The sequence below is a fragment of the Micromonospora sp. NPDC050200 genome, assembly GCF_040656135.1.
Lineage (GTDB): Bacteria > Actinomycetota > Actinomycetes > Mycobacteriales > Micromonosporaceae > Micromonospora.
In genome coordinates this window covers 1893-5013 of sequence record NZ_JBFALG010000140.1, presented here as the reverse complement: position 1 = coordinate 5013, position 3121 = coordinate 1893, and the positions used below count along the sequence as shown (strand labels likewise).

The following is a 3121-nucleotide window of genomic DNA, read 5'->3' as shown; positions in this document are numbered from 1 at the left end:
TGGGATACCTCATCTTGAAGCAGGCTTCCCGCTTAGATGCTTTCAGCGGTTATCCCTTCCGAACGTAGCTAACCAGCCGTGCCCCTGGCGGGACAACTGGCACACCAGAGGTTCGTCCGTCCCGGTCCTCTCGTACTAGGGACAGCCCTTCTCAAGTATCCTACGCGCACGGCGGATAGGGACCGAACTGTCTCACGACGTTCTAAACCCAGCTCGCGTACCGCTTTAATGGGCGAACAGCCCAACCCTTGGGACCTGCTACAGCCCCAGGATGCGACGAGCCGACATCGAGGTGCCAAACCATCCCGTCGATATGGACTCTTGGGGAAGATCAGCCTGTTATCCCCGGGGTACCTTTTATCCGTTGAGCGACACCGCTTCCACTCGCAAGTGCCGGATCACTAGTCCCGACTTTCGTCCCTGCTCGACCTGTCAGTCTCACAGTCAAGCTCCCTTGTGTACTTGCACTCAACACCTGATTGCCAACCAGGCTGAGGGAACCTTTGGGCGCCTCCGTTACCCTTTAGGAGGCAACCGCCCCAGTTAAACTACCCACCAGACACTGTCCCTGAACCGGATAACGGTCCGAAGTTAGATACCCAAATCAACCAGAGTGGTATTTCAAGATTGCCTCCACCCATACTGGCGTATGAGCTTCACCGGCTCCCACCTATCCTACACAAGCTAATTCGGATACCAATGTCAAGCTATAGTAAAGGTCCCGGGGTCTTTCCGTCCTGCCGCGCGTAACGAGCATCTTTACTCGTAATGCAATTTCGCCGGGCCTGTGGTTGAGACAGTGGGGAAGTCGTTACGCCATTCGTGCAGGTCGGAACTTACCCGACAAGGAATTTCGCTACCTTAGGATGGTTATAGTTACCACCGCCGTTTACTGGCGCTTAAGTTCTCCGCTTCGCCCCGAAGAGCTAACAGGTCCCCTTAACGTTCCAGCACCGGGCAGGCGTCAGTCCATATACATCGAATTACTTCTTCGCATGGACCTGTGTTTTTAGTAAACAGTCGCTTCCCCCTGCTCTCTGCGGCCATACAACGCTCCACCCGCGCGGGGCTTCACGTCTCCGGCCCCCCTTCTCCCTAAGTTACGGGGGCAATTTGCCGAGTTCCTTAACCACAGTTCGCCCGATCGCCTCGGTATTCTCTACCTGACCACCTGTGTCGGTTTGGGGTACGGGCCGCTAAGAACTCGCTAGAGGCTTTTCTCGGCAGCATAGGATCACTGACTTCACCTGAATCGGCTCGGCATCACGTCTCAGCCTACATGCACCACGGATTTGCCTATGGTACGGCCTACACGCTTACCCCGGCACAACCACCGGCCGGGATCAGCTACCTTCCTGCGTCACCCCATCGCTTGACTACTACCCGCCAGGTTCCCACGCTCCCCACCATCAGTCCGAAGACCTCCAGCAGTTCGGGTGGTTAGCACAACGAGGTTCATCAGGGACGCTCTTTCGCGGGTACGGGAATATCAACCCGTTGTCCATCGACTACGCCTCTCGGCCTCGCCTTAGGTCCCGACTCACCCAGGGCGGATTAGCCTGGCCCTGGAACCCTTGGTCATCCGGCGGAAGGGTTTCTCACCCTTCTTTCGCTACTCATGCCTGCATTCTCACTCGTGCCGCGTCCACAACTAGGTCACCCCGTTGCTTCACCCCCGGCACGACGCTCCCCTACCCATCCACACACCTGCACGGCACATCACGGCGCCGCGAGATAAAAATGTGAATGCCACAGCTTCGGCGGTGTGCTTGAGCCCCGCTACATTGTCGGCGCGGAACCACTTGACCAGTGAGCTATTACGCACTCTTTAAAGGGTGGCTGCTTCTAAGCCAACCTCCTGGTTGTCTATGCGACCCCACATCCTTTTCCACTTAGCACACGCTTAGGGGCCTTAGCTGGTGATCTGGGCTGTTTCCCTCTCGACTACGAAGCTTATCCCCCGCAGTCTCACTGCCGCGCTCTCACTTACCGGCATTCGGAGTTTGGCTGATTTCGGTAAGCTTGTGGGCCCCCTAGACCATCCAGTGCTCTACCTCCGGCAAGAAACACGCGACGCTGCACCTAAATGCATTTCGGGGAGAACCAGCTATCACGGAGTTTGATTGGCCTTTCACCCCTAACCACAGGTCATCCCCCAACTTTTCAACGTTGGTGGGTTCGGCCCTCCACGCGGTCTTACCCGCGCTTCAGCCTGCCCATGGCTAGATCACTCCGCTTCGGGTCTAGGACACGCGACTGAATCGCCCTATTCAGACTCGCTTTCGCTACGGCTCCCCCACACGGGTTAACCTCGCCACATGCCACTAACTCGCAGGCTCATTCTTCAAAAGGCACGCCGTCACCCCGCAAGGCTCCGACGGATTGTAGGCGAACGGTTTCAGGTACTATTTCACTCCCCTCCCGGGGTACTTTTCACCATTCCCTCACGGTACTAGTCCGCTATCGGTCACCAGGAAGTATTTAGGCTTACCAGGTGGTCCTGGCAGATTCACGGCAGATTTCAGGGGTCCGCCGCTACTCGGGAACACCCACAGAAGGTCAGCAACTTTCACCTACCGGACTATCACCGACTACGGTTGGCTTTTCCACACCATTCGGCTAGCCACTGACTTTGTAACTCCTCGAGTGCATGTCAGTACACTCAGCGGGGTCCCACAACCCCGACCACGCAACCCCTGACAGGTATCACACGCAGCCGGTTTAGCCTCAATCCGCTTTCGCTCGCCACTACTCACGGAATCACTATTTGTTTTCTCTTCCTACGGGTACTGAGATGTTTCACTTCCCCGCGTTCCCCCCATACACCCTATGTGTTCAGGTGCAGGTGACACCACATGACTGGTGCCGGGTTTCCCCATTCGGACACCCTGGGATCACAGCTTGGTTGACAGCTCCCCCAGGCCTATCGCGGCCTCCCACGTCCTTCATCGGCTCCTGGTGCCAAGGCATCCACCGTTCGCCCTTGACAACTTGACCACAAAGATGCTCGCGTCCACTGTGCAATTCTCAACAAACGACCAACCCACAACCCGATCCGCCCCACACCAGCCCGACAACCCGCCGACGGTATGCAAGGCCAGGCCATGCCTGGCAGCCCACA

The 3121-nt window shown here is 57.1% G+C and carries 1 rRNA gene; it reads right to left on the bottom strand.

The annotated features are described in order from the left end of the window. A 23S ribosomal RNA gene (locus AB0I41_RS34775) occupies window positions 1–2997 on the bottom strand; the annotation flags it as partial. Between the last annotated feature and the right edge of the window lie 124 nt (window positions 2998–3121).